We start from the raw sequence: 21,702 nt of genomic DNA on the forward strand, positions 1-21,702 counted from the left end.
CCATGTATGAGTAGACAGAATACAGTTGTTTTATTTACTTTGAGTTTTCCATACGGCAAAGGGGAAGCTTTTTTGGAATCGGAGCTGCCAGTTTTGCTGCAAAGTTTCCAAAGGGTTGTCATTGTGCCTAGAGATGCGGTTGGGACGCTTAGACCAATACCAGATCAGGTAGAGGTCGATGCGAGTTTTTCTGAGCGGATACCCTCTGGCCTTGGGATGGTTTTTTCTGTGTCCAAACGACTCAGTTGGGATAAAGTCATCCATCGTGAGCTGCGTCACAATAAACAGGTACGGTTTCATTTCAAATCACTCAAACTGTTGATTTATTACCGCATCATTCGTGATGTAATCAAGCTTTGGTACGAAACAAAGCATTTTGATTCTCACACCATTTTTTACACTTATTGGCTTGAGTCGTTTACCTATGGACTCGGTAGTCTCAAGACAGAACATCCGCTTACATTGGTTTCAAGAGCACATCGCTATGATTTGTATGAGGAGCCTTATAATAGACCCTATTTTCCCTTTCGGAAAACAATGTTTGATAGCATTGATCAGGTCTTTCCTATCTCCAAACATGGTGAGCAATATTTACATTCTAAATATGCTTTGGGAGAAGACAAGGTGACTTTGTCACGCCTCGGAGTGAAGGATGGCAGATTTACCACACTAAACTCCAGAGACGGTGTGTTTAGGGTGGTTTCTTGCTCCAGTTTCATGAAGCAGAAACGTGTCGATCTGATTCTAAACAGTATAGCCCAAATGGCAGATAGGTATGACAAGCCCATCGAATGGACGCATATTGGCGATGGGGAGTTTCGTCAGGAGGTACAGCAACTAGGAGAAAGACTATTGCCCGACCATGTCAAATGGACCTTTTTGGGTAGTATAGACAATTCATCGGTCATCGCATATTACCAAAGCAACTACGTAGATGTTTTTGTGAACCTCAGTAGCAGTGAGGGGTTGCCTGTTTCTATGATGGAGGTGTTGGGGTGTGGTATCCCGATAGTTGCCACAGATGTCGGTGGGGTAGACGAAATAGTCAACAATCATACGGGTGTTCTTTTGGATCAAAATGTACTGCCTCAAGAGGTTGCAACCCAATTGCTCAGGTTTGCTCCTGATAGTACACCCGATCTTGGGTTAAAAGCTAGCGCAAGAGCGTATTGGGAATCAGCTTTTAGATCTGACTACAATTATGAGCACTTTGTTAGCGTACTGCAATCCATGATTTCAGACCAGCTATGATCAGTTAAGTCCAAATTCATCTGAAACTCTCTTCTTTATTTTATCGGCTATTTGTTGATACTCCGTTGGGTTTTGCAGCGGGTTCTCCCAATCAATCTTTAGTTTTTTGATGAAAGGAAAAAACAGTCGGTGCAGTCCGAAAAACTTAACTATTTTTTCTAGTCTGGTGTTTTCGTGAAAGGGGATCGTAGGTCTCACCACATGCATTAAATCCAAAATACCATCAAACCTGTCTCTGTTGGATTTTCTTACATAGCCAAAGTCTAAAAAGTAAACTGGCGTACCCAATGCCAAACAAGGCAAAGCACAGTGGATTCTAGAAGTGACCACCAATTTGGCCTGCGCATATTCATCCAGCAATGCTTGAGAATCTTTTAATCTATCCGCTACAGAGACATTTCCATGCGGTCTCACATGGGTTCTCAGTTTGACATATTTGTGGTATTTTTCAGGGATCAATTTGTAGGAGACTTTTTTTGCATAGTCGCCAGTGAGTATGTCGTTGATGAACAGATCGGTGATGATGATGTCGTTGGATCGTTTTTTTTCGCTCTTGGGCAAGGTGAGTGTGAGACAGCCTGAAAAGTAGGTGTTTATCCCAATGTTGTTGAACAAAGTGACCGTCTCGTGATCCCTACAGCCGATTGGTTCGAATTGTTGGTAGTAGGGCACCAGCTTGGGATCCAGCATCAGTTTTCTGATTTTGGGGTATTTGGCCACATGAAAGGAGATGAAATAAGGATGCACATTTTTGGCTGGAGGCCAATTTTCAGCATAATCCATGAACCATCCATTGCATAGCAATTTTAAGTCTTCTGTTTCTTCGGGTTGAGAGAGGTTTTCTCGGTCGAGAATGACTGTTTCAGGGTCGTTGAGCAGGGTCAAAGCAGCCAAACCTTGAATGTCATCACCAATATTTTTGCTTTTCTTGTATAGAAGGACTGCCTTTTTCATAAATCGGGATAATACTTGGTTTAGCTGTTTTTGGTGATGATGAGTTTGCTGTTTTTTTCTGCGAAGGTGAAATCGCTTTTTTTGTCTCTGAAATAGTCATCAATGGCTTTTCGACATCCTGACCAATCATAATAATCGTCAATGACCAATATGCCCTGCGGAACCAGGTGTGGTACTATTTGATTGAGGCAGGTCATGACAGAATCATACCAATCACAGTCTATATGCGCGAATGCAACAGGTTCATTGATACGGAGGGTGTTTTCATACAATCCTTCGACCAGTTCGATATTGTCCTGATCAGGTGATAGCCCGAAGGTAGCGAGATTGTTTACCACGACCTGCTTCAAGTCCTTTTTGTAGCCATAATACTCATCGCCTCTGATGCCTTTGGATTTCCCTTCTTTGATCGTATCGAATCGTTCGATGATGTCTTGATCATCCCGCTCAGACGGAGGAGGGATCATGCCAAACACATCGTAGGCTTTGAATTTGCGTTCTTTTTGTTTGACCAAGCCAATCTGAATGGTGCTACCACCCAACGCACAACCTGTTTCGATGAATAGACCGGGGATGTTTTTTTTGTCTAGCTGGATTACGGCATCTCTGAGATTGTTGAGAGCGCCTATTCTGAGATAGGTGAGTTTTAGTTTGATGATTTTCCATCCATCCATGTTGGATAGCAACTGGAAGGATTCTTTTATTTTTTGCACAAAAGGATTTTTCATTGACTCTGATTTCCGCTTGGCCGTTTCATTTTTAGAAAGCAACCTTTTTTCTGATCGACCGCAAGTTATGCTATCCAGTTATTCATATTTTATAAAAATGTAAACTTTTTAGCGTGGACGGGGATAAGAAATGAAGTAATCGTGCCAGATGATTTCGACACTCCTATGAAGCTAAGATTCCTAGTAATCTTGTTATAAAGGAGGAAAGAGAACTAGGAGAAGGGTATTTCTCCTATTATCGTGTCTACATAGTCTGAGTACTGTCTACAGCTATCGAATCCTTGTCTATCGACATGTCTAGCTCTTCGGCTTCTATGGGCATGGATTCTACGGTTTGTTTGAGATTGGCTAGGCCTTCTTCAAATGTAGATCCCAACATGCTATCCATAAATAAAGAAAAGTAGTGAAAAAACGGATTGGATCCGTAGTCTGTTTCAAACACCCATTTTACTTCAGTATTTCCTTCAAATTCATTGAGAATGAAGGTAGCGTAACTAGGTGCGTCAAAGCCTCCAAACATCATTTTGGTTTTGACATAAGAAGGAAATCTGGTTTCTATGATCTCTTGACTGCCCGTGCCCACCTCTTTGTGTTCGCTCGCCCAATTCATTTTTGATCCTATACCAGCTGCTGGTCCTTCGAAGGTGTAGGTGGTGCCATCGGGATCTATTTTGTGCCAAGGAGACCAACTGTTCATTTGAGTCATATCATTGACTACAGCATAGACTTGTTCCATGGGAGCATGGATGGTGGTTTCTCGGTAGACTTCTACCTCACGGGGTAGAAACCAACCTACGATAGCTATCAACAGTGTCAAGATCACGATTGTTTGAATAATAATCTTCAGTATTTTCATCAGGTGTAGATTTTGTTTGGATGAAGATAGAGAATATGATCTTTTCAATCAATAAATTTGAAATCTTATCCAATCAGCGGATCCCGAGTCAACCATACATTTATGCTTTTATCAGATCATCAGCGTGCTGGTTTTTCCAAAAGACTGTTTGCCTACAATCTAGACATCACAGTGATGTTGCTCGTGATTTGGCCAGTTTCACTATTTATTCCTCAGAATGAATTTTTTTATCCATTGGCGGTAGCCTTGGTATCTTTGTATCATGCTTTGATGGAGAGTTCTTCATGGCAGGGGACATTGGGCAAGCGCTACGCCCAATTGGTAGTGACAGACGAACATGGAGCTCCCATCGGCTTTGGACAGGCACTGCTGCGAATAGTTGCCAAATTTCTGTCCTTGGCAGTGTTGTTCATTGGTTTTTTTATGATTTACTTTCGCAAAGACCGAAAGGGCTTGCATGATATGATCGCAAAGACCAAGGTGCTAATTAGAAATTGAGTTCATAAACCAAATAGTTGTGTCAATTCTAAGGTTTTTATTTTCTCCCCAGTTTGTTTCATGATTCTCAAAATCTTGTTTCAAAATTGAGTTAACAGAATCAAAATATAAAATTGAAGGCTACATGTGTTGAAAAATGAAAATTAGTCTTAATTTTAGCCTTATATTGAAAACAGATAATCTGCAATTAAGAAATTATGGCACGAAAGGTTAAAGCGTTTGGTTGGTTCGAAAATACGTTTGAGGGGATCATATTTTGGAGTAGATGGGTACAAGCACCTATGTACGGAGGTTTGATCGTAGGAGCCTTCCTTTATTTGGGTAAATTCTTCCAAGAATTGGCTCACATGTATCATGATCTTTTTGACAAGCCAGAGACAGCTGTGATGTTGGGTTTATTGAGTTTAGTAGATATTACAATGGTGATGAACCTTGTCGTCATGGTTGCGATTGGAGGTTATTCGATTTTTACCAGTAGAATAGACGTAGATATGCACGATGACAAGCCTCTATGGTTAGAAGGTCTGGATGCTGGTATGTTGAAGATCAAATTGGCGACTTCTTTGGCTTCTATCTCTGGGGTTCAATTGTTGAAAACCTTTGTCGATTATCGAGAGGCAGCAGACAAAGCAGGAGCTGAGGGGATTATCATAGAGATTGTGATTCACATGGTGTTCATTTTCTCTGCTTTGCTATTGGCTGTGACAGAAAAAACAATCCACTCGTATGGTCATCATGGACCAAAGCCATTGGAAATAATAGAAGAACATTAAGACTTTGAAAATATATACATTCAAGGCGCCTTTAGGTGCCTTTTTTTTTGACTGAATATGAGAAACCCTTGGACTAAACTCAATAGCAGAGAAATATATTCAAATCCATGGATTCATGTAGAGGAGCATGAGGTGATTAATCCCCGAGGAGGAAAGGGGATTTATGGAAAGGTTCATTTTAAGAACAAAGCTATTGCCATTATCCCCATCGATGAAGAAGGAAATACTTGGTTGGTAGGACAGTATCGCTACACGTTGGATGAATACTCGTGGGAGATTCCTATGGGGGGAGGACCTTTGCATGAAGATGTCTTGGATGCTGCCAAACGAGAGCTCAAAGAGGAAACAGGGCTGACTGCTAAGGAATGGATCAGAATTGCTAGAATTCATACTTCTAATTCCGTAACGGATGAAGAGGGATTCATCTTTGTGGCCAGAGACTTGACTTTCGGTTCTACAGAATTTGACGAAACGGAAGACCTGGCTATCAAAAAAATTCCCTTGACAACTGCCGTCGAGATGGTGATGTCAGGGGAAATAACAGATAGCTTGAGTATGGCGGGACTGCTCAAAGCCAATATGATGCTGTCATCTGGTCAACTTTGAGCGTACATGATTTAGAAGTTCATGGTGTTTTGGAATTGTGAAATGATTTTCTTAGCCAAATTGACTTCTGAGTAATCTAGAATATGGAGTACAGAAATATCCTGCTGGTCATGTGTTTTGTATTCCTCTTTCAACATATCTCTATGTCCCATTTTTATCTCCTTCTTCTCGCTATTGTGCCACAAATAGATCATTTCCTTCTTGTTTTAGTTAATATGCTATACAGTACTTTATGGGGTTTTTAGATGAGTATGAGTCTAGAGTATATGAAATAGCTTCGATGATACTTTTGACTTACCGCCACATAGTATAGATGAGTTGAATGATGGTCTTTTGAGTTGCAATGATTGGGATTTGACAAAAGTTGTACCAATATCAAATGTTTGGATTACTTAGTCCTTTTGGATGCTACCAATGTCGCATAGCGTACATATCAAGGCCAGTCAAACTGAGAGATGAATGACCTAGACGAACGGTTTTGTTGGATTAAATTAAGCAAAGAAAATTAGCATATTGTGTGTGACATATAGCTAGATGTACCCAACTATCTTGTATGTCACCAATCCCACCCATTCCTTGATCAGAATCGACCAGAGTTGCAAACTGTATAGTTTCGGAATAAGTAGATCGTCTGGGGTTGCTTGCAAAGGTCCCCCATAGTAGTCAGTTGGGAAAATATCTACTGGCATCCCTGTTTTTTCAAAGCATGAAGCAGCTCGCTTTGTGTGAAAGGCAGAGGTGAATAGGATACAATGGGTTTGATTACCCAGTGCTTTTTGGGAGAAAAGGGCATTTTCATGGGTGTTTCGAGATTGATCTTCGATCTGAACATCCTCTGGTTTTACGCCGCAGAGCAATGCAAAATCTCTCAGGGCGTGACTTTCTTTTTTTCCTTCGAAAGTCAGAATGCCAGATCCTCCTGAGACCAATATTTTTTTAACTTTCCCCAGTTTGTACATTTCTATGGCATGGATGATGCGGTCTGCACCTTTGTTGAAATGTACCCGGTCAAAAGGTGGACGGTTGGGTTCTGTGATGCCAGCAAGTACAATCCCCCAATCGTAATCCGATGACAAAGCGTTGTATGGTACGGCATCTGGTTCCCAGAGATTCATCGTCCATCTCGCAATGAGGGGATTGGAAAAGAATAGGAGTAACCCAATACCTGCGTAGCGCAGCAATTTTTTGGCTTTTGATTGCTTCACCACGAGAGAAGCAAGCAGAAGTAGCACGATCATATTGATAGGCATGATCAGCCAGTAGAGGATTTTGGATGCGATAAAAAACATAGTAGCTATCCTCAGAAACTCCTGACCAGTTTTTTCATCCAATCAAAATACAATGCTATGAAGAGAAATAGTGACATGATCCAAATGATAATCACGTTGAACCCTAAAGTCTCATAATATTCTCCTAAAAAGTGCTTTTGAGGAGCATAGAAATGTGACCGTATATCCCATGCGCTACTAGGTACAGGATTGTTGTAGATGGGGTAGATTTTTTGAATCATTTCATCTTCTGTTATCAACAGTCGATTTTTGGTGGTTGTGTTTTTTAAGAAAAATGAAATGGCCTCATTTTCATGCTCATCACGCAGTTTGAGCAATTCTTTTGATTTTTCTGGTGTGTCAGACATGGACTGTGCGAGCTGATCTCTTTCATTTGACGCAGCTTTCATCTTGCCGTTCTGCACATGCTTCATGATCTTGATGAATTTAACTGTTTCATCATATACATTTTGATTGAATTTGTCTAGGGTCAATTCAGAGAGTACCGTGTATTTTCCATCTGGCACGTGATTAGATTTTATCTCTTGAGCCAAGGTGTTTTGAACCAATCGAAGTGCTGTAGCAGCGTCTTTTTGGATTTCTGGATTGGTGGATTGATAATGTTTGATTGCAAAATCAATGGAGTTTTGTACGTTGGGGTATAAATAGATGGTTTTAAATTCTGAATTGGCTAAGACTTGGTCGTACTCAAAAAAGTTTCTTTCATATGCGTTGTTCTTAAACTGATCCACTACCAGAGCCTCATATCCCCATTTGGAAGCCATCATTTCACCGATGACAGGTACTTTGCTCGAATTACTCAGCACAGGATTTAGTTTATCAAAATCCACCACCACACCGCTGAGTATCAACTGAGGGATGATTAGCAGAGGAATCAGAATATAAATAGTCACTGCGGAATTGAAGGCAGAAGAGATGTTGAGTCCTAGGATGTTGGCAAAGCATGAGATAGAAAATAGGACTAACCAAAAAGAGAAAGTCATTCCTTTGATCTCTAAAATCAAATCACCTATCAATACGAACATCAAAGTCTGAACAGCAGAAAGTGTAAAGAGGATCAGCATTTTGGAAATCAAATAGCTGTATCGACTCAGGTTGAGAAAGGATTCTCGCTTGAGGATTTTTCTATCCTTGAATATCTCCTCGGCACTGACTGTCAGTCCCATGAATAGCGCCACAATAATGGACATAAAAAAGAAAGCAGGGATGTTAGGATTCTGACTGAAGGAATAATCCTGATCAGCGGTAGAGTAACGAATGATAAAAGCCAACAATCCCGCCAATACGGGAGCTTCGAGTAGATTGATAAATAAGTATTGCTTGTTGCTTAGTTTTGCAGATAAATCTCGTTTAGAAAAGATCAATAGTTGCTTGATCTTGTTGGGTATTTTGAGTGTTTTTTCAGGTTTGTCAGTAGCTTCTTCTACGGGGGGGATTTTTATTTTGACATTGAAGAGCATGTTCCAATCCTTGGGGCTCAATTTTCGAGTGTCAGTCAGTTGTCCATATTCATCTACTATTTTGGTTTCGATGATGTTGAAAATTTGTTCGGAATTCACATTGCCACATTCGATACAGGATCCTCCATCTTTGTCAATCAACTTGACGATATTTTTGAAATAGATCACACCCTCAACTGGATTGCCATAATAAATTTGATAACCTCCCACATCCAAGATGACCAGTTTGTCAAACATCTTGAAAATCTCAGAAGAGGGTTGGTGAATGACCACAAAGATCATTTTTCCCCTCAGAGACAATTCTTTGAGTAGATCCATGATGTTTTCGGAATCTCGTGACGAAAGCCCAGAAGTAGGTTCATCTACGAACATTACCGATGGTTCTCTTAGCAATTCCAAACCAATATTTAAGCGTTTTCTTTGACCACCGCTGATGGTTTTTTCCATCACAGAGCCGACCTTTAGGTTTTTGGTAGCCATCAATCCCAATGATGAGAGCGTGCCTTCTACCAGTTCGTTGAGCTGTTGCGCATTTTGGTCTTTGAAGCACAATTGCGCCGCAAAATAGAGATTTTCGTAGACCGTGAGTTCCTCGATCAATAGGTCATCTTGTGGTACATAGCCGATGATACCTTCGATTTTGTCTTTATCCTTATGAATATCAATTCCATTGATACGAACTGACCCAGATGAAGGTGTATCGTTTCCATTGAGTACATTGAGTAGTGTAGATTTGCCTGCGCCACTGCCTCCCATCAATCCGATGAGCTTGCCAGAGCTTTCGGCAATGTCTATTCCCCTGAGTCCTAGATGGCCATTGGGGAATGCGAATTCTACTTTCTCTGCGACGAAGGATATTTTGGTTTCATTGGTTTCTTTTCTATAATGAGAAATGATGTCACTGTAGAAAACCGGTTTGATTTTAGGACCTCTGATAGAGCTGCCAGCAGAGAAGACGATGATTTTATTTTCTCTGAAAGGGGCACCATTGTAGGTCAAGTGGTCTTGTCCTATGTATTTGGCAAAATAAATATCTAGATTGGTGACTCTGTAGAATGCAATCAAATCAGGCAAACTCTCTCTTTGCAAATGCTTGGCATGAGTGAGCCCCTCTTTGGTTCCCTCATCTATGATGAGGATGTGATCATAGTCCAATGCACGTCTGTCACGACTCATGACAAAGGCTTTGATGTCGGCAATCAAATCTGCTGTAAAGTGAAACGCTTCGCCTATTTGGTTGAGTATGATGGTTTCTCTATCTGATACTTCCCCATCTGCCACTATCAGTTCGATGACCTTGAGAATCACCACAATTTTTTGTTGTTGTGTCAATTCTTGGTTGACTTGCTGAGCCAGTATGCTGATTTCTTTTTCTTCACTGAAAGTGACATTGCGACCATTGGCCATGTTGGTCGTCATTTCATCAAACAACTTCAAGTACCTGGCAGAGTCGTCTTTGTTGAGGTTTTCCAATAGGAATTCATGGATGGCTCTTCTTTCATCTTCGGTCACGTCATCTTCTTTTGCTACGATAGCTAATAGATGAATGATGGCTCTTAGTAGTTGTTCACTCATGGGTTTAGGTCAATTAGATTTTTGAATAAATATAGGACATTGGGCTGCATATAAAAAAAGCATTGAGTAAGAATACCCAATGCTTTTGTGAGGTGAGAGGTGGAGGACTATTCTACCATTTCACTTCTGATTCTTTTTACTTCTTTGATGATATCAACCAACAATGCTTTGTTGAGCTTCAAAGTAGGGTCTTGATCAGCGATTCTTTGATGTACATTGGCCAAGTCTTGTTTGTACAATACATTCAGAATGTCAAATTCAGAGATAACTTCTGCAATGATTGGATCACTGTCGAGATCTTTTAGCATTATGATTACATCTTCCAAAGATTTGCTTTGATCAATGATCAATCTGACGATAGGCTCAAGGATCAAGTCTCTGCTAGCTGCTGGTAGCAAATCCTCAGGATAAGTATCCAACACCATTACTGAAAGATACAGACCTTCGATATAGCTGCCAGAGAGAACCAAAGCCACCATTTGCAATCTGTCAGTTTCTTCTAGTTTCTTCTCGGCCACTTTCATGGCGTAGTTGATCAAATTGGCTAGAGAATCCTTGTTGCCAAGGTTGCTTTCGAATCTTTCCATCAACTCCAACTCGAATGCAGAAGAGATACCTATTTGATCAGCTAGTTTTTGACTAGTTTCCATGTATTTCAATGCATCCTGCACTTTGTCATAGGATGACAAGTATGCAATGTCAGAGGCATACGCTCCCAAGTTCATTGCAGCTTTGTCTGCAGAGTTGTAGTATTTTGACGCATTGTCTATTGGATTGATGATGCTGCCGTTGAAGTCAGCTCCAGTTGCCATCAGTAAATAAGGGATTTCTGACGGAGGAGGCATGTCATGTACGACTTTGTCTATCTCAGCTATTACCTTGTTTTCTGCTTCTTGGTAAACTTCTGCTTCTGCGGCTAGCTCACCTTTCGATTTCTTTTTGTCATCTCCACATGCAAATGCCAAAAAAGCGATGGCAACTACAGCGAAAAGGTTCAATGTATGTCTTACGTTGATCATTGTTTAGTTATGAATTTTCCTAACATCAATTTTAACGTATTTTTATAAAGTAATAAAACTCTCACTGTTTTATTTGGGCTTTAAATTGGCCTTTTTTGCTTTTGATCGAATTCAAAATAGAAACCTGATATGATTCACAAACGAGATTGCTTTGGAGCTGAGACTGCATGTTTGGCGACCACCATCAAATGGACAGGACTGATGGGGTTAATGTTGTTTTGTAGTGAGGTTCAGTCGCAGCGGGTGGAGCAACTTTATGCTGACGGTGGACTAAAAATCACGGGAGTGATGGATGAAGAGGGTAAACAGGGTAGGTGGGAATTTTTTTATCCTCATGGACAATTGAATGCATCCGAAATATACCAAAACGACCAATTGGAAGGTGAATCTCTTACTTACTATCCGAATGGGAAATTGCAGAGTAGAGAGTCTTATCATGCTGATATCCCATCAGACAGTGGTTTCTATTATTTCTCAAATGGAAATTTGAAAAGGAAGGGGCTGTATGAAAATGGATTGTATGCAGGGATTTGGTTGTCATACTATGAAAGTGGCGCTTTGAAGAGCGAAGGAACATACCATGATGGTTTGCCTCATGGGAAGTGGGTAGTGTATCATGACAATGGAATTGTGTCTCAAAAAGGGGAATATTACCAAGGAGTAGAAGATGGTTTTTGGCAATTCTACAATGATGAGGGGAAGTTGAATTATGAAGGGCAGTATGAGCGGGGAAAAGAAATTGGGGTTTGGTATGAGTACACCAAAAAGGGGAAAAAGAAAGTGTACAAGAATTATCAGTAAGGTAAAATAATTTTGAAGGTAGTGCCAACACCAATCTCACTCTCAAAAGCAATTTGACCCTCTAGCTTTTCTACGGCGGACTTCAATAGGTACAGTCCCAGCCCTGTTCCTTTGGTGTCATTGTGTGCCCTAAAGAACATGTCGAAAATTTTGTTTTGGTTGCGTTCTTCGATACCAATACCCGTGTCATGTACCAAGACGATGATGTCACGTTTTCTACCATATATCTTGATATTGATTACTCCTTTCTCATCTGGTTTTGAATACTTGATAGCATTTTCAATGAGGTTTTGGATAATGGTAGTAATTGTGCTTTCGTCTGTGTAGAAATCTAGTGTTTTGTCTATTTTGATTCTGAATTCCAAGTGCTCAAATTTGTCCATGTACCGGTACGAGTTGATGATTTCGTCCACCAGAGGCTCAAAGGAGATTTGGGTCTTTTCTAGTTTCTTTTCTTTGATTTGGGTGAGGCTGATAAAATCGAGAACAATGTTATTGAGTCTATTGATTTCTTTGTTGTAGATGTCAAAATACCCTAGCGATTTTTCTTCGGATATTTCATGCTCTACAATGGAGTACAATCCCATCAGAGAGGAAATAGGACCTCTCAGGTCATGCGCCACTTTGTACACAAAAGTGTCTAATTCTTTGTTTTTTCTTTCTACACTTTCATTGATTGCTTTTTGCCAAATTGCTTCTTTTTCGAGAAGTTCCATTTCGGACAAAGACTTGATACTGCTGATTACATTTTGGGTTTCTTTGTTGTCAACGATTGTTTTGTAATGAGTGTAAGATTCTAAGTATTGTAGTGCCTCTTCAGCTCTGCCTTCGGATTTGGCTATTTGGTACAGGACGTTGTAGGCCTTGTACATGATCAGGTAGTGCTTGGATAATTCGCCGATGATGAGACTCTCGTGTAGTGAGATTTTTGCTTTCCTGATTTCGTTGTTGCGGAAATAGAGTACACCCAATTTATTGAGAGCCATCATTTGGCCTATTTGGTCACCTTTTTCCGTGTGTATGTTTTTGCTGAGATTGAATAGCTGCTCGGCACGATCATATTCTTCTCTAGCCAAGGCAACTTTTGCCTCTCCATAATAGGCGTATGCTAACCCTCGCTTGTCTTTGGTTTGCTTTTTGAGCTCAATACTCTTGAGTATGGTTGCTTCAGCCAGTTCTATCTCTCCTCTTTTGAGATAGATGCCAGACAGAGGGTTGTAGGCATTGGATATGCCGTTGATGTCTTCATTGCTCTCTGCGATTTCGATACACTTGAGGTAAGTTTCCTCTGCTTTGGAGTAGTCATTGAATACCTCGTAGATAGAAGCAATGGATTTGAGTGACCTGGCCTGTCCAAACAAGTCTTCGCTGTTTTTGAACAGTTCAAGACTTTCGAGTAGGTATTTTAGCGCCTTGTGGTAATTGTCTGTTTTGTAAAGAATACTACCCAAGGTATAATAACACATCCCAAGTCCAGAGTCTATTCTGTGATGCTCAAAATAATGAATGGCTTTGTTGGTGTATAACTCACTTTGAGCAGTATCGCTCAATATCATGTAGTAGTAGCCTAGGTAGCAGTTGGCATAGGCTTGATGGTAATCATCGTAGTTGAGAGCACATCGATTGATGACTTTTCTCGCAATATTGATAGCATCAGGAAGATCACTCACCCGCTTTGCAAAAGATTTTTTGAGCAGAGTGCCTAGTTTCCTATTGGATGATATGGAAGTCATTCAGGTAGATGTAATTAATTTTTCTCAAATTAGTGCTGCTTGCAATCCCAAATATAATCAGCTATTTGAATTATGCACTATTTTCTCTAAAGTCGACTGATATTTTCAAAGTTTTATTAAAATGATTAAACAAAATAAGGTTCGTGGTTCTTATTAAGTCGTCAGAATCAGAGAGGTGGGAGACTGTGGTGGGTGGTTAAATGAATTGAAAATCAATTGTTTATAACTTGCGGAATTGTGGTTGTGTGGATGAATTAGGTATAAATGGCTTCTATTTAAGTTCCTTTCGTAAGATCAATTATGGTTTACTTATCTGTTATTTTTGTTAAATCCCCTGATTTGTCAGGGTATAATTTTGGTTTGAGCATTAGATCAATTGATGTTTCATTTTTCGATTAATAAATGAGAGATTTGCCTGCAAATTCATAGAAGTTGGAATGAATCGCTCAAAAAAAATATTTTTAATTATCGCTATTCTGTTTTTGATTGTCCTTCTCTTTTTTGTCATGGATTTTGCCAAAAGGACAACTTTTAGAAAGCACACAGGTATGATATCTGTGGTACAATAAGACTGATTATCGATGAAAAAGCTGGATAAGCTCATACTCCAATCCTTTATTGGACCTTTCATTCTTACATTTCTGGTCGCAGTATTTATACTTTTGATCCAGTACATGCTCAAGTATTTCGATGATTTTATCGGAAAGGATCTTGGTTTGGGGGTTTTTGGAGAGTTGATGATGTACTTTAGTCTCAACATGGTGCCTATGGCATTGCCACTGGCTATTCTGATTTCTTCCTTGATGACTTATGGCAAGCTAGGGGAGCATTTTGAGTTGACAGCAATCAAAAGCGCGGGGATTTCATTGCCTAGGGTTCTGCTTCCTACTTTTGTCTTTGTGTTCTTCCTTGCCATAGGAGCATTCTTCTTTAACAATTATTTGGTGCCATACGCCAATCTTAGGGCTTATAGCCTACTGTATGATATCAAGCAGCAGAAACCAGCGCTTGACTTGAAAGAGGGTCAGTTTTATGCTGGGATTCCCAACTTTAGTATCAAAATCAGGAAAAAGCACAAGGACGGCATTGCCATGTCTGATATTGTGATTTATGATCATACCAACTCGAATGGAAACAAAAAGGTGATTTTAGCAGATTCTTGTCGGATGTACACTTTTATCAATGATCGCTACCTGATGATGGAGTTGTACCGTGGCAATTATTATGTAGAAGAGGAAAACCCCTCTACTGGTAAGCAGGATATCCCTCAGTTTGTACGGACCAATTTCAGTAGGATGGACTTGGTTTTTAGTTTGTCTTCATTTGATTTGGACAGAACTGACATGGATTTGTTTTCTGGGAATCGCTACATGAAAAGTGTCCATGAGTTGACTGAGAGTGTAGATTCTATGCGGATGGAGAGGTCGGAGGTGCATTTCAAATTGTACAATTCAGTTGCATCTAGTTATCGTATGATTTTGGGAGGTTTCGTGCCCCCTACGGATGATTTGCTGCAAGCCCAATATAGAATTGATTCCATTCGTGAAGCCAAGGCACAAAGGGATAGTGCAGTGATGAACAATAGGCGTAGGGTAGTGGAAGATACTTTGGTCGCGGATAATGCAGAGGACAGAGCTAGGAGCAATAGAGAGTTGGGTCAGGGCAGGGTAAGATCGGATTCAACTCCTTCGATGCTTCAAAAACCAAATTTGTTTGGCAGTGCAAATAGCCAATCTTTCAAAAGCACGCTGAATCTCTTAGAATCTAAGAAAAAAGAAAAAATTGAGAATGATACTTTGTTCGTGTCCTCACTGATGTTGGATTCACTGAAGACCGAAGTAGATAGTTTTTTTGTGGATTTGAAAAAAAGCAAGCAAGTGTTTACCAAAGCACTGGGCAATGCTCGCGGAATCAAATCGACGTTGAATAGCGCGATCAATCGTCAGACCTATTTTGATCGATCGATTGATTCTCATGTGGTAGAGAAGTATAAAAAATATGCGCAGGCCTTTGCCTGTATCATTATGTTTTTGATCGGAGCGCCATTAGGCGCCATCATCAAAAGAGGAGGATTGGGCATGCCAGTGATAGTAGGGGTGATATTCTTTATTATTTTCTATGTATTCACCAGTGCGAGTGATAAATGGGCGAAGGGAGGATTGGTCGATGGTATGTTGGCAGCATGGATAGCCAATATGGTTTTATTGCCCTTTGGTGTGTTTTTCATGATCCAAGCCTGGAAGGATGCCAAGCTTTTTGATACTGATTTTTACAATGTAATACTGGAGAGAGCCAAAAAGATGTGGGAGAACAGAAAGGATTTGCTCGTGAAATTACCATTCTCTAAGTAGGTAGTTGTTCAATATTTGTATAGCTTTGCAGCTCATTTAATAAATTATTTACTAGTCATGTATTTAGAAACAGAAAAAAAACAGTCTTTGTTCGAAAATCATGGTCGGTTAAAGTCTAAAGCAGATACGGGATCACCAGAGTCTCAAATCGCACTTTTTTCTTTCCGTATCAGCCATTTGACAGAGCATTTGAAGCAACACAAACAAGATCACTCTACAAGATTGGGTCTTTTGAAGTTGGTAGGTAAGAGAAGAAAATTGTTGGATTACCTATACAAAAACGATATCGAACGCTATAGAGCAGTAATTGCTGATCTTGGTTTAAGAAAATAAAATATGCGCAAAAAGGGAATTCATAAAAGATGGGTTCCCTTTCTTGTTACTTTCTCACTCCTTTTATTACAAATTTTGACATTCACTCACACTCAATCATTTAGTCAAAATTTAAAACTTTATTTATGTCACTAAACGTAGTAAGTAAATCCGTCAAACTAAGTGATGGAAGAGAGATTACTATTGAAACCGGTAAATTGGCCAAGCAGGCAGACGGATCAGTAGTATTGAAAATGGGCAACACCATGTTGCTAGCAACGATTGTATCTGCAACAGATGCAAAGGAAGATGTAGATTTCTTGCCTCTTTCTGTAGACTACCAAGAGAAATTCGCTTCAGCAGGTAAGATTCCTGGTGGCTTTTTGAAAAGAGAAGGCAGACTTTCGGATCAGGAAGTACTGATTTCTAGATTAGTAGATAGAGCTTTGAGACCTTTGTTTCCAGAGGATTATCACGCAGACACACAGGTATTCATTCAGTTGATTTCTTTGGGTGACGATGATTTGCCAGATGCATTGGCAGCATTTGCTGCTTCTGCTGCATTGGCAGTGTCTGATATTCCATTCAATGGACCTATCTCAGAGGTAAGAGTTATCTATAAGGAAGGTCAATATTTGATCAATCCTACCAAGACACAATTGGTAGGTGCAGATTTGGATATGATTATTGCTGGTACATCTACTGACATCATGATGGTAGAGGGTGAGCTTCAAGAAGTGTCCGAAGAAGTAATGATCGGAGCGATCAAAGCGGCACACACTGCTATCATTGAGCAATGTGCGCTACAAGTAGAGTTGGCTGCTGCTGTAGGGTCAACTGTAAAAAGAGAATACTCTCATGAAGATCATGACGAGGCATTGGCTGCTGATATCAAAGCAAAAACTTATGATCAAGTTTATGCGGTTGCCAAAGAAGGTCTTGCTGACAAGAACCTAAGAAAACAAAAATTTGGAGCGATCTACGATGCTTATGTAGAGACACTTCCTGAATTGCCAGAAGGTGAAGTTTACAGCAAATTCTTGTTGAAAAAATATTACCACGATGTGGAGAAGGAAGCCATCAGAAACTGTGTCTTGGATACAAGAGTAAGATTGGATGGACGTCAATTGGACGAAATCAGACCTATATGGAGTGAAGTAGATTACTTGCCATCAGCTCACGGTTCTGCAATCTTTACAAGAGGAGAAACTCAGTCATTGACATCTGTGACTTTGGGTACCAAGATGGATCAGCAAATGATCGATGGTGCTGTACACTCAGGATATAGCAAGTTTATCTTGCACTACAACTTTCCAGGTTTTTCGACTGGTGAAGTAAGACCAAACAGAGGCCCAGGACGTAGAGAAGTAGGACATGGCAACTTGGCATGGAGAGCGTTGAAACCGATGCTTCCTCCTGATGAGGATAACCCCTATACAATCAGAGTGGTTTCTGACATCTTGGAGTCAAACGGATCATCATCTATGGCGACTGTTTGTGCTGGCTCGCTGGCATTGATGGATGCAGGTGTGTCGTTGAAGAGACCTGTGTCAGGTATCGCAATGGGTATGATTTCTGACCCAGTGACTGGCAAGTATGCAGTTCTTTCTGATATTCTGGGAGATGAAGATCACCTAGGTGATATGGACTTTAAAGTGACGGGTACTGACCAAGGTATTACTGCTTGTCAGATGGATATCAAAGTTGATGGTTTGTCATACGAAGTATTGACGGAAGCATTGATGCAAGCAAAAGCAGGTCGCGAGCATATTTTGAACAAGATCAAAGAAACTCTGTCTGAGACAAGAGCGGACTTGAAATCTCATGCACCGAGATCTACTACCCTCAGAATACCTAAGGAGTTGATTGGAGCGGTAATCGGACCAGGTGGTAAGATCATCCAAGAGATTCAAAAGGAATCAGGAGCTACGATATCTATAGAAGAAGACGATCGCAACGGTATCGTGACGATTTTCGCGACAGATGGTGGTGCGATGGCAGAAGCACTCAGAAGAGTCAACAACATCACTGCTATGCCTGAGGAAGGTGAAGTATATGTGGGTAAAGTGAAATCTATCCAGCCATTTGGGGCATTCGTAGAGTTCATGCCGGGCAAAGATGGATTGCTTCACATCTCTGAAATCAAGTGGGAAAGAGTTGAGAAAATGGACGGAGTACTTGAAGTAGGTGAAGAGGTGAAGGTTAAATTGATAGAAATAGACAAGAAAACTGGTAAATACAGATTGTCTAGAAAAGCAATTATTCCTAAGCCTGAAAAACAAGCTTAAGAGCAATTTGATATAACAATAAAAAGGTCATTCATCGAAAGATGAATGACCTTTTTTGTTTCCTGCGTATTCACAGGTATTAAGTTGACGGTAGTCTAATCTTTGATTGTTTTATTTATTTTCGATCTCTTTGAATTCAGGAAATTTATTAGATTACTGCAAAATCCTTGATACCTAAGTTTTTAACATCAAAACCAGCGTAGATGCGTCAACTTAAAATCACCAAACAAATAACCAACCGTGAGAGTCCTAGTCTTGAAAAGTACCTTTCTGAAATTAGTCGTGTTGAGTTAATTACGGCTGATCAAGAAGTAATCCTCGCCAAAAAGATCAGAGAAGGTGATACGGTGGCTTTGGAGCGGTTGATCAAGGCAAATTTACGATTTGTAATTTCTGTAGCCAAGCAATACCAAAACCAAGGATTGACCCTTGGTGATTTGATCAATGAGGGGAATTTGGGGTTGATCAAGGCTGCTCAGAGATTTGATGAGACCAGAGGTTTCAAGTTTATATCTTATGCTGTTTGGTGGATTAGACAATCTATTTTGCAGGCATTGGCAGAGCAAGCTCGCATTGTTCGGTTGCCTCTCAACAGAGTGGGGTCTATTTCCAAAATCACCAAAGCGTTTGCAACCTTGGAGCAAAAATATGAGCGAGAACCTACCAATGAGGAGATTGCCAATTTGCTAGAGCTGCCAATCGACGATGTGATTCTGGCAGTGAGGAATTCGGGTAGACACGTATCTGTAGATGCACCATTTTCCAATGGAGAAGAAAGCAGTTTGCTGGATGTACTCATTGATGATTCTGAAAAGGATCCTGACGATGGACTAGAATATGATTCCATGAAAAGCGAAGTGAAAAGGGTGCTATCGACCTTGACGCATCGTGAATCACTGGTGCTCAATTACTATTTTGGTTTGGAAGATGGGCATCCATTGACACTGGACGAAATAGGGCATAGAATCGAATTGACAAGGGAAAGAGTCAGACAAATCAAAGAAAAGGCAATCAGACGATTGAGACATACGACAAAAGCTCAAAACCTAAGAGTCTTTTTAGGATAATATCTTATCAATAAATTCAATTTCATCTAAACTTTTTTTGATCGAAAATGTTCTGCTATTGGGGAACGGAAAATCTATATTTGCGTTCATCAAGAGTGACAATTCAAGATTATTAAAATGACAGAGGAAAAAGTAAAAGTACTAATCATAGGTTCGGGTCCTGCAGGTTATACTGCAGCTATTTATGCTTCTAGAGCTGGTTTAAATCCAGTTTTGTACACAGGAGGTGAGCCAGGGGGACAATTGACCACTACCAACGACGTAGAAAACTTCCCAGGCTATCCTGAAGGAATCAATGGCCCAGCGATGATGATGGATTTGCAAAAGCAAGCAGAGCGCTTCGGGACAGATATCAGATATGGCTTGGCTACATCTGTTGATTTTTCATCCTACCCACATAAAGTAATAATCGACGAAAAGCATGAAATCACTGCTGGGGCGGTGATAATTTCTACAGGTGCTAGCGCACAGTATTTGGGTCTTGAGTCTGAAAAAAGACTGTTGAATTTTGGTGTGTCGGCTTGTGCGGTATGTGACGGCTTTTTCTACAAAGGAAAAGTAGTAGCTGTCGTAGGTGGAGGAGATACTGCTGCAGAGGAGGCTACTTATTTGGCTAACATTTGCCCAAAAGTTTACTTGTTGGTCAGAAGAGACGAAATGCGTGCCTCTAAGATCATGCAAGAACGAGTAAAAAAGACACCAAACATAGAGATTCTATGGAATACCTCAGCAGAAGAGATCTTGGGAGAGAGTGAAGTAGAAGGTATGAGAGTGGTCAATAATGTAACAGGAGAGAAAAAAGAGATTCCTCTCAGTGGATTTTTTGTAGCCATAGGCCATAAACCTAACACAGAAATATTTAAAAAGTATCTTGATACAGATGAGGCAGGATATTTGCTAGTACAGCCAGGAACCAGTAAAACAAAAATCGAAGGGGTATTTGTCACTGGGGATGCAGCGGATCGAGTGTACAGACAAGCAGTGACTGCAGCAGGTACAGGCTGTATGGGTGCTTTGGATGCAGAGCGGTTTTTGGCTGCAAAGGAGTTTGAATTAGCAGAATAATTAATTGACGATTTAACAGAATGAGAAGAAGCATGGTTGTAGGCTTCTTTCTATTCTTATTGATATCTTCAGAATCCTTTTGTCAGGAAAAGAGACGAAAGGATTTTTTACGTTTCAGGGATAAGAAAATAGAAAGCAAGTTTGATCTTGACACGATCAATGTAGTAGAAGAAAATTGGTTTTCACTGGATGATACCTATCTCGATAGTCTAGCTTGGGAGGAGCAGCAGTTTCTAGAATCAGAGATGAGAGAAGAGCAGATGGACTCAGCAGAGATGAGTCAAATGGTACTGTTCTATAATACACCCGTGGAGGTATCGGAGCAGTTGCTCATCGATTCAGTTTGGGTTACGATCAGGGAGTATTATAGCATTTGGAGCTCTACCAAAGTCAATCCCTATGAGTTGGACGGAGAGCAATTTCAAGATACGGTTCGGTTGCCTTTGACTTTTCAGAACCCACAGTTGGATTGGGCCATGCCATTGGAGCAAATGACCATCACCTCACCATTTGGGTTGCGACACTGGAAGTGGCACTATGGGGACGACCTTCGCCTCAATACTGGGGACTCAGTGAAGGTAGCTTTTGACGGTATCGTCAGATTGGCTATGTATGATCGCTATGGCTATGGCAATTATGTCTTAGTGAGGCATTACAATGGCCTTGAAACCCTGTATGGGCATCTTAGCAAGCGTTTGGTAGTGGCAGGAGATGTGCTCAAGGCAGGAGATGTATTGGGGCTAGGAGGGAGCACGGGACGTAGCTCTGGGCCTCATTTGCATTTTGAAGTGCGCTATCAGGGCAATGCAATCAGACCTACAGAAGTGTTTAATTTTGAAACAATGAGCCTCAATACTGAGGAACTAGAGATCAATGCTTCTACATTTGATTACTTGAAGGAAGCCCGGATGATCAGGTTTCACAAGGTCAGAAGTGGTGATACCTTGAGTGGAATCAGTCAGCGCTATGGTGTTTCTATCAATAAAATATGTAGTTTGAATGGAATAAGTAGGAAATCCATCCTCAGAATAGGACAGAGGTTGAGGATTACTTAAGGAATTCTAAAGTCAAATAAG

Annotated in this window: 19 protein-coding genes; 11 read left to right on the forward strand and 8 right to left on the reverse strand. The window is 40.5% G+C overall.

All coding sequences use genetic code 11. The features are described from left to right. The first annotated feature begins 6 nt into the window (after nt 1–6). Entirely contained in the window at nt 7–1,251 is a 1,245-nt protein-coding gene (locus tag N6H18_RS11945) for a glycosyltransferase (protein ID WP_262308506.1), read from the forward strand. Here N6H18_RS11945 and N6H18_RS11950 read toward each other — a convergent pair whose 3' ends face one another. The 3 genes from N6H18_RS11950 to N6H18_RS11960 form a co-directional block, all read right to left on the reverse strand. Further along, on the reverse strand, nt 1,252–2,205 hold the full coding sequence (locus tag N6H18_RS11950; protein ID WP_262308507.1) for a polysaccharide pyruvyl transferase family protein: 954 nt from the start codon (nt 2,203–2,205) through the stop codon (nt 1,252–1,254). Nucleotides 2,206–2,225: 20 nt separating this feature from the next. Beyond that, nucleotides 2,226–2,933: a TylF/MycF family methyltransferase gene (locus N6H18_RS11955; RefSeq protein WP_262308508.1), complete on the reverse strand. Its 708-nt coding sequence runs from the start codon at nt 2,931–2,933 to the stop codon at nt 2,226–2,228. Nucleotides 2,934–3,177: 244 nt separating this feature from the next. Next, a complete protein-coding gene (locus tag N6H18_RS11960; protein WP_262308509.1) occupies nt 3,178–3,789 on the reverse strand; it encodes an SRPBCC family protein in 612 nt (203 codons plus the stop codon). Between the two features lie 102 nt (nt 3,790–3,891). Between N6H18_RS11960 and N6H18_RS11965 the strand changes: the two genes are divergently transcribed. From N6H18_RS11965 to N6H18_RS11975, 3 genes are all read left to right on the forward strand, one after another. Next, the gene (locus N6H18_RS11965; protein WP_262308510.1) at nt 3,892–4,287 is read left to right on the forward strand and encodes an RDD family protein; all 396 of its coding nucleotides are present in this window, start codon (nt 3,892–3,894) and stop codon (nt 4,285–4,287) included. Between the two features lie 197 nt (nt 4,288–4,484). Next, complete coding sequence (locus N6H18_RS11970) at nt 4,485–5,060, forward strand: TIGR00645 family protein (RefSeq protein ID WP_262308511.1); 576 nt, start codon at nt 4,485–4,487, stop codon at nt 5,058–5,060. A 57-nt stretch (nt 5,061–5,117) separates the two neighbouring features. After that, nucleotides 5,118–5,666, forward strand: a complete 549-nt coding sequence (locus tag N6H18_RS11975) for an NUDIX domain-containing protein (protein WP_262308512.1) — start codon at nt 5,118–5,120, stop codon at nt 5,664–5,666. A gap of 11 nt (nt 5,667–5,677) precedes the next feature. On the opposite strand, the gene N6H18_RS11980 is transcribed toward N6H18_RS11975, so the two are convergent. The 4 genes from N6H18_RS11980 to N6H18_RS11995 all read right to left on the reverse strand — a co-directional run bounded on the left by N6H18_RS11980 (nt 5,678) and on the right by N6H18_RS11995 (nt 11,009). Further along, nucleotides 5,678–5,860 carry a hypothetical protein gene (locus tag N6H18_RS11980; protein ID WP_262308513.1) on the reverse strand — a complete coding sequence of 61 codons (183 nt, stop codon included), beginning with the start codon at nt 5,858–5,860 and terminating at the stop codon, nt 5,678–5,680. 336 nt (nt 5,861–6,196) lie between these two features. Continuing rightward, nucleotides 6,197–6,955 carry a YdcF family protein gene (locus tag N6H18_RS11985; protein ID WP_262308514.1) on the reverse strand — a complete coding sequence of 253 codons (759 nt, stop codon included), beginning with the start codon at nt 6,953–6,955 and terminating at the stop codon, nt 6,197–6,199. A gap of 11 nt (nt 6,956–6,966) precedes the next feature. Further along, nucleotides 6,967–9,990 (reverse strand): ATP-binding cassette domain-containing protein, encoded by a 3,024-nt coding sequence (locus N6H18_RS11990; protein WP_262308515.1) that lies wholly within the window; start codon nt 9,988–9,990, stop codon nt 6,967–6,969. A 107-nt stretch (nt 9,991–10,097) separates the two neighbouring features. After that, the gene (locus N6H18_RS11995) at nt 10,098–11,009 is read right to left on the reverse strand and encodes a hypothetical protein (RefSeq protein WP_262308516.1); all 912 of its coding nucleotides are present in this window, start codon (nt 11,007–11,009) and stop codon (nt 10,098–10,100) included. 129 nt (nt 11,010–11,138) lie between these two features. Here N6H18_RS11995 and N6H18_RS12000 point away from each other — a divergent pair, with 129 nt between their 5' ends. Further along, entirely contained in the window at nt 11,139–11,810 is a 672-nt protein-coding gene (locus N6H18_RS12000; protein ID WP_262308517.1) for a toxin-antitoxin system YwqK family antitoxin, read from the forward strand. On the opposite strand, the gene N6H18_RS12005 is transcribed toward N6H18_RS12000, so the two are convergent. Then, nucleotides 11,804–13,543 carry a tetratricopeptide repeat-containing sensor histidine kinase gene (locus N6H18_RS12005; protein ID WP_262308518.1) on the reverse strand — a complete coding sequence of 580 codons (1,740 nt, stop codon included), beginning with the start codon at nt 13,541–13,543 and terminating at the stop codon, nt 11,804–11,806. The genes N6H18_RS12000 and N6H18_RS12005 overlap by 7 nt on opposite strands. Nucleotides 13,544–14,124: 581 nt before the next feature. Here N6H18_RS12005 and N6H18_RS12010 point away from each other — a divergent pair. The 6 genes from N6H18_RS12010 to N6H18_RS12035 all read left to right on the forward strand — a co-directional run bounded on the left by N6H18_RS12010 (nt 14,125) and on the right by N6H18_RS12035 (nt 21,681). Continuing rightward, entirely contained in the window at nt 14,125–15,894 is a 1,770-nt protein-coding gene (locus tag N6H18_RS12010) for an LptF/LptG family permease (RefSeq protein ID WP_262308519.1), read from the forward strand. A 57-nt stretch (nt 15,895–15,951) separates the two neighbouring features. Next, the gene (gene rpsO / locus N6H18_RS12015; protein WP_262308520.1) at nt 15,952–16,227 is read left to right on the forward strand and encodes a 30S ribosomal protein S15; all 276 of its coding nucleotides are present in this window, start codon (nt 15,952–15,954) and stop codon (nt 16,225–16,227) included. Between the two features lie 125 nt (nt 16,228–16,352). Continuing rightward, the gene (gene pnp, locus N6H18_RS12020) at nt 16,353–18,494 is read left to right on the forward strand and encodes a polyribonucleotide nucleotidyltransferase (RefSeq protein ID WP_262308521.1); all 2,142 of its coding nucleotides are present in this window, start codon (nt 16,353–16,355) and stop codon (nt 18,492–18,494) included. 203 nt (nt 18,495–18,697) lie between these two features. Next, nucleotides 18,698–19,561 (forward strand): sigma-70 family RNA polymerase sigma factor, encoded by an 864-nt coding sequence (locus tag N6H18_RS12025; protein WP_262308522.1) that lies wholly within the window; start codon nt 18,698–18,700, stop codon nt 19,559–19,561. 117 nt (nt 19,562–19,678) lie between these two features. Beyond that, a complete protein-coding gene (gene trxB / locus N6H18_RS12030; RefSeq protein WP_262308523.1) occupies nt 19,679–20,626 on the forward strand; it encodes a thioredoxin-disulfide reductase in 948 nt (315 codons plus the stop codon). Nucleotides 20,627–20,646: 20 nt separating this feature from the next. Beyond that, complete coding sequence (locus N6H18_RS12035) at nt 20,647–21,681, forward strand: peptidoglycan DD-metalloendopeptidase family protein (RefSeq protein WP_262308524.1); 1,035 nt, start codon at nt 20,647–20,649, stop codon at nt 21,679–21,681. The last annotated feature ends 21 nt before the right edge of the window (nt 21,682–21,702 follow it).

The organism is Reichenbachiella agarivorans (assembly GCF_025502585.1).
Taxonomy (GTDB): domain Bacteria; phylum Bacteroidota; class Bacteroidia; order Cytophagales; family Cyclobacteriaceae; genus Reichenbachiella; species Reichenbachiella agarivorans.